This is a genomic window from Cupriavidus sp. R6-3 (assembly GCF_059772245.1).
The window spans coordinates 22,630-29,709 of the sequence record NZ_JCBAJO010000041.1; the positions used below are offsets into that span (position 1 = coordinate 22,630).

A 7,080-nucleotide genomic window follows, 5' to 3' on the forward strand; every position below is an offset into this window, starting at 1 on the left:
CTGAGCCCGGCTACGGCACGGGCCCTTCCCCGCTTTCCCTACCGCGTCACGTCCAGCTCCCATCCGGGCTCGATGTGGTCCGGATTCTGCGCGAGGTTGTACTGCGGATTCAGGTTGATCAGCTCCCGCAGCGCGTAGGCGGCGACCTGCTCGTCCGTGGTCATCGCCTCGGCCTCGGCCTCCTGCTTCTGCCCGTCGGACAGCAGCGTATCGAGGTTGGTCGCCGCGATGCCCCACAGCGTCCCGCTCTCGACGCCGGCATGGTAAGGCTGCACGACTACGCGTCCGTTGCGCGGCCGCGGGTGTTGCGGAGGCTGGGGTTCCGGTTTCTGCGGAGGCGGTTCGGTGGTCGTCGGCGGCTCCTTGCTCGGCGGCTTGGGCTCTTCGGACGGTGTTGCCGAACGCGGCGGTTCCTGCGGCGCCGGCTGCGTCGGCGACGGGTCCTGCGTCGAGGGGACCGATGGCGTCGACGACGACGGCGTCGGCTCGGGCGTCGGCGTACGCGGCTGGTCTTCCTCGTCGCTGCCCAGCGTCTCCAGCAGTATCTTCATGCCGAAGTTGACGATCACGCCGCCGCCCAGCAGCACCAGGCCATACGGCATCGCGCGGCCGAAGAACTCCCATTTGCGCGGCAGCAGCGACTGGTCCGGCTTGAGCTGGATATTGCCGCCCTTGTCGGCCGCCAGCTTGTTGAACTCGCGGTTGGCCACGCCGCGCTCGACGCGCGACTGCAGGAAGGCGCCCACGCCGAAGGTCGCCAGGCTGGCCGCGCCGATGCCGCCGGCCACGCCGCCGTATGTCATCACGTCCGTGACGGCCAGCGGGATCGCGCCGGCCGCATACATGCTCATCACGAACTTGCGCGTATGGGCGGCGGGCAGCGCGGGCAGCTTGACCTTGGCGTGGTGGGCGATGCGGTTGGCGACATTGAAGGTCGCCAGCACGCCGTTGGCCGCCAGGAAGGCCGTGTTGCTGTAGGTCGCGACATTGCCCAGGTCCACGCCGTGATGCATGAACCAGGTCACCGTGGTGGCGTTGTTGATCGCGAGCGTACCGATCTGCAGGCCATCGTTGAAGCGCCCGGCGACGGTGTCCGGCGTCAGCAGCGCCGTGCCGGCCTGCTTCAGCGCCTGGACCGCGGCCGCGACCTCTTCCGTCGAGGGCTTGCTGGTTTCGGCGCTCACATGGCGTTCAAGAACGTCGAGATGCTTCGCGAAGGCCTCGCGATTTTTCTCGCTGATCCCCCACATCGCCGCGCGGTCGCCCGTCAGGGCCTTGCGCAGCCAGACAATGTCGGCCGGGGTCTGCCGCTCGACGTGGCGGATCACGCGGTTGCTGAAGGCCGTGCGGCCGGCCGCGACGCCGCCGCGATAGATGAAGCAGGAGCCGGCCACCACCACCGCCGCGGCGGTGCCGGGCGTCGGCATGAACGGCATGGCCGCGGCCCCGGTGGCGAAGGCCCCGCCGACCGAAGCGGCGACGGTGGCGCGCAGCTTCCATGGGCGCGGCGTCGGCGTGGGTGCCGAGGAAGACGGTGCCGGCTGCGGGGTAGCCTGGGGCGGCTTGCCGGCCTGGCTGGCGCCCTCGGCGGCGGGCGGCTGCTCGGTATCGGGATCGGGCCTGGCGGGCTGTGCCGGCTTGGCTGCGCCGGCAGGATCGCCGGCAGGATCGCCGGAGTGGGCAGCCGCCTCGGCGGCCGCGGTCTCTTCAGGCTCTGGGACCGGCTTGGCGGATTTTCCGGACTGCGCCGCGTTGGCGACATTGGCGGCATTGGCTGCCTTGGCCGCGCTGTCCGGATCCGCAGCCCCGGCCGGCTCGGCGGACTCGGCCGACGTACCCGACTCGCTCGACTCGTTCGGCTCCGGCAATCCCGCCCCCTCGGGCTCCGGCTCGCCGCCATGCCGGAACGTGGCCGAGCGCACCGCGCCCTGCGGATCGGTCGCGACGCGGGCGACGTTGGCCTGCGCTGCCTCGCGCATCCTGGCCAGCACCGTCACCACGGCCTGCCCATGCGCAGCCAGGCCGCCGCCGGGCTCGACCGACATCACGTCGGCGATCTTGACGCTGCCATCGGCGAAGAAGGCGAATTCGACGTCCTGCAGCAGCAGGCCGCGGCCGTCCGCGCCGTTCTCGATGCCGTGTTCGATCGCATCGAGATCGCGCAGCGTGCGCGCGTTCATCCGTGCCGCGTACTGCGGCCGCAGATTGCCGCTGCCGTCCAGCAGCTCCGCGCTGCCGGCCAGATAGCGCTCATAGACGATGGCCGGATGGCCGAGCACCGTATCGCCGTCGCCACCATGGATGCGCAGCGTCGGCATGCCCAGCGCCTGCACCTGGGCCATCGCCTCGCGTTCGGCGCCCATCGGGAAGGCCGCGATCATGCTGTCGTTGCCCAGTCCCACCGCATGGCTGTTGCCCAGCGCAAACACCGTCTTGATCGCGCCCGAGCCGAGCCGCGGGCCCAGATAGTCGGCCAGATCGACGGGCGTCTGGCTGCCGTCGTCGTGAATCAGCCGCACCGCGTCGACACCGTCGACCGCGAAGCTGCGGTTGGCATGGCGATACGGTTGCGGCTGCAGCGTTTGCCATGCGACGCCGTCCTGATCGAGCTTCAGGACGGGCTTGGGCGGGCCGCCTGCATTGGCGTCCGTATTGACGTCCACGGGCCGGCCCGCGGCGCGCTCCAGCGTATCGAGCTTGAAGCCCGCCGCGGGCAGCATCACGTCGACGCCCATCACGTCGGCCATCTTCTGCGCAAAGGCGTGCCGCGCATGCTGGCTGCCGCCGTCGACCGCCAGCACGACCGCTGCGCCCTTCTTGCCCGCGTCGGCAAGTTCCAGCGCGAGCCGGTGCGCGCCCACCGCTTCGCCGTCCGCGTCGAGCAAGCCGCGTTCGGGATCGAAGCGCCCCAGCACGACGTTGTAGTCGTCCGGCGCCATCACCTTCAGCGGCGACGCGCCGAACCGCGCATCCGCATGGCGCGGCGGGGCGGCACGCCAGCCGGCCGGATGGCTGGCGTTGGCGTTGGTGTTGGTGTCGCCGGCGCGCACGGGAGCCGGCGCATTGCCTCGCGGCATGACGAAGGCGCTTTCGGGCAGCGCCCGTCCGCCTTCGTTGACGCCGACGATCGGCAGGGCCGGCATCGCACCGTAGAAGCGTCCGCCGTGGCTGTGCACCGGTGCGTCGGACTGCGCCATGGCGTCAGGCGTCGCATCGACGTGCATCGCGCCGCCGAATACCGTATCGCCATCGCCATACCAGCCGCGGATCTCCCACTTGCCGTCGGGCGCGTGGACGCGCGCGTTCAGCGCGGTGGCCAGTTGCTGCGCCAGTGGCAGCGGACCGTCCATGCCGAAGCAGTCGTAGATCAGTACCGGCATGCCTTCGCGATAATCCGGATGCGAGCGGATCCGGTCGGCCAGCGCCGCCGCGTCGTAGTCCGGGCGGCCGCTGCCGTCCATGTCCATCCGCACGCCCTGGTAAGCGCCCTCGGCCCGCACCGTGAAATAGCCCGGCACCTGCGGCACCGAGATCGGCATCGCGCGGTTGTCGAAGGTCACGTAGCCCGCCTCGGCCGCGAGATCCAGATGGGCCCGCGCCCGCGGGAAATGTCCCAGCTGCTGCAGCACGTCGATCCGCTCGCCGCCCTCGTTGCGCACCAGCGGCTTGCCTTCGGCGAACCCCTCGGGCAGCGCCACGCGGATATCGCCTTCGTAGGCGCGGTTCAGCGCGATTTCGCCCGGCACGGTGCGACCATCGCGCCGCGACAGCGGCACGGTGCCGATGGCATCCTCGGCGGACGGCACGCGGCCGGCCCGGTACTGCGCGTCGGGCACGACCTGCAGCCGCACCTTGACGCCGACCGCCGCCTGCCGGTCGAGCTGCGCCGCGGCCTGCTGCGGCGAATCGAAGGCGCCGATCACCTTCGGCCTGGCGTTGACAGAGTCGGCTTCCCGCACCGCCACGTACTTGACGTCGGCAAGCCGGCCGCCGGTCGCGTGCACGCTGTCGATCACCGTGGCGATCGCCGTGTCGCCGGGTACGCCATCGCGCAGCGACCAGCTGCGATCGACGATCGGGGGAACCTGACGCGCCCGAGCATGGCCCGGCCCGCCGTCGTCGGCGCCATGGAAGGGACGGCGCAGCCCGTGCGCGAACAGGTCTTCCAGCACCGCGCGAGGCTGGCGGCGCGGCATCGCGGTGCCCATCAGCGCAGGCACCGGCGCCCCCGGCCCGGTGACCGAGTCGGCGCCGGCCCAGAGCCGCAGGAAGCGGTACACCGCCGCATGGACCTCCGGCGAGAAACCGTCGACCGTGGGTACCTGCTGCCGCGACACACCGTCGACCGCGCCCGCGTGGACCGATGCCTCGATGGCCGACAGGATCTGGTTCTCGGTGGGCATCAGATGGGCCCTGCCGAGCTGGCGCAGGAATGCCGCGCCGATCGCATAGGCGCCCCAGTTCGACACGCTGGCGGTCACCAGGATATCGGTCCTGACGGTCGAGGCGATCGGCGTGCCGTCCGGCGCCAGCGGGACGAACGCCGCCACATTGCCCATGCCCGCTTCGTTGCCGCCGTCGCCCACCGAGGACGTGCCGATGCCCATCTCCTGCGCCGCCTTCAGGAAGGCGTCGATTCCCGGCGTGAAGTCGTCGAGGTTGACCCCGCGCATATTGTGCTTGGTGCCGGCTGCCGTGCGTCCCGGCAGTTCGATCGACGACACGTGGTCCGGCTGCATCTCCTCGAGCATCGCACGCACCACCGGCGACGTGCTGTCGGCATGCTCGTCAAACACGTGGACCGAATCGAGCGGCTGCCCCATGTCGGCCAGCGCCGCTTCGAGGATCGGCTGGTTGGCCGAGTCGACGATATAGCTGACGCGCTTGCCCCCGGCGCGCAGCATCGCGCCCAGCGCCACGGTCCCCGGCGGCCCGTCGGTCTCGGGCATGCCCTCGGCCACCGAGAAGCCCGTCAGCAGCACGATGTGCTCGACATCGGAATCGGCCATGGCGGCGGCAGCGCGCAGCGCCCCCTGCGGGATCGCCAGGCGGTCGATATTGCGGCCGGTATACGCGGTGACCATCGCATCGATCGCGGCCGGCATCCGGTTGGCGTCGAGAATGCCGCGGATCTGGCCCGGGTCCGTGCTGGCGCTGAACTCTGGCACGCCGAACGCGCGCGCCCGCGGATCCTCGGTCATGCCCTGCGCCAGCCGCACGACCTCGCTGGCGCGCCCGGTGGTCACCGCCAGCAGCGGGAGCATGTCGTGCGCACTGACCTCCTCGAACGGGATCGGCTCCGGCAGCAGGTCTTCCTGCTTGAGCACGCCGCGCTCGATCAGCCGATCGACCAGCGCCCTGGCCTGGTACTGCATCGGGTCGATCACCTTGACGTGGCCCAGGCCGCTGGCGTCGAGCTGCTGGCGGATCAGCTTGGCCAGCGCGGGATAGTGCGTGCAGCACAGCCACAGCGTCTCGGTCTCGGCCGGAATGCGATCGGCGTTGATGTACTTGGCGACCAGCTTCTGGATCGCCACCAGCTCGGGCCCATCGGTGGCCTGGTGCTGCAGCGCGTTGACCGCGGCGGCCCACTCGTTGGCGCCGATCTCCAGCACGTTCTGGCCGGTGCGCAGCGCGCCCACCGCGTCGCGATAGGCATGGCTGTTGACGGTGCCCGGCGTGGCGACCAGCGCGATATTGCGGCCGCCGTCCGCCTTCATCGCGCGGGCGGTGGTATGGATCAGGTTGATGAAATCGCGCTCGTCCAGCCCGCGCCAGCCTTCCGGATAGGTGATGCACGCCGTATTGCAGCCGAGCGCGTTGGCGTCGGCCTGCTGCTGGTGCATCGCGTGCAGGCCGTCGTTGACGCGGAGGATCAGGTCGTCGCGCTCGCGCCCGCCGTAGGTGCCCGCCGCGTGATCGCCGTACGCGACCAGTTGCACGCGCTTGCCGGTCATCGAGAAGATATGCCGGGCGATGTTCATGGCGGCCAGGATGCCGCCGTTGCTCGAATCGAAGACCGTGACCTCGATGATGTCGTCGATCACCTTGATGCCGAACTGCTCCGGGTCCACGCCCTTCGGCACGAAGCGGCGCTGCATGCCGTCCAGCATCTGCGCCAGGTCCAGGCCTTCGGGCAGCTGCTTGGCCTGTGCCTGCAGCAGCTCGTACACGCCCAGGTAGCTGCGCTTGTCGAGGCCGCGCATGCTGGTCGCGCCGCGCTCCAGCGTGATGCTGTCATAGGCATGCAGCGCCGCCATGCGGTCGATCATCGCGGCGACGCGCTCGGTCGACGGCATCGCATGGTCGGCGCCGGAGGCACGCTGCAGCGCGAAGCCGACTGCCTGCGCCGCCAGGTTGGTGTTCATGCCGACCACCGGGTGACTGGCGCCGACCGCCGACCATTGGTCGATATCGGCCGGCTCGACATGCAGCGACGTCATCGCGCGCTCCAGCGCGGAGCGCATGCCGGCGGTATGGCTGTCGGCACCGATCGCCACGGTGACCAGATCCTTGGCGTTCGCCTCGACCAGCAGCTGGTCGACCCGCGGCGCGCCCTCGAGGCGTTCGCCGTTGGCCAGCCGGTATTCGCCGACGCGGTTGCGCCCGGCCACTTCGACCGCGACCACGGCCTGGGTCCGGTACTTGGCCAGCAGCGCCTGCGCCTGCTGCGCGGCCCGCGTCGAGTCGGTGGCGGTGAAGGTCTCGATGCGGGCATCGGCGACGCCCAGCTCCCCTTGCGGCAGGTCGGCCAGCAGCGCCTCGTGCGCGGGGTCGGTGACGTAGACGACTTCCTTGCCCAGCGCGCTCAGATAGGCGCCGAGCGACACCGCACCGAGCGGACCGTGCGTGTCGGCGCCGCCGTGCAGCGTGGCGGGCGACGTCGCGATCAGCACCGTGTCGACATCGTGCAGCGCGCGTGCCGCCAGTTCGGCGCCATAGGGCACGGACAGCGACATCGCGCGGCCGTCCATGCCGGACACGCGGTCCAGCGGCGAGATCGCGTTCTGCAGCACGATCGACGGCTCGGCGCGCGCGGCCTCCAGCACGGCGGCACGGCCCCCGCCGCCATGTGCGAAC

At 70.8% G+C, this 7,080-nt stretch carries 1 protein-coding gene; it reads right to left on the reverse strand.

Features of this window, described 5'->3' with window-relative positions:
- Window positions 1-38: 38 nt before the first annotated feature.
- Window positions 39-7,049 (reverse strand): LWXIA domain-containing protein, encoded by a 7,011-nt coding sequence (locus AC6EI8_RS09990; protein WP_498381848.1) that lies wholly within the window; start codon window positions 7,047-7,049, stop codon window positions 39-41.
- Between the last annotated feature and the right edge of the window lie 31 nt (window positions 7,050-7,080).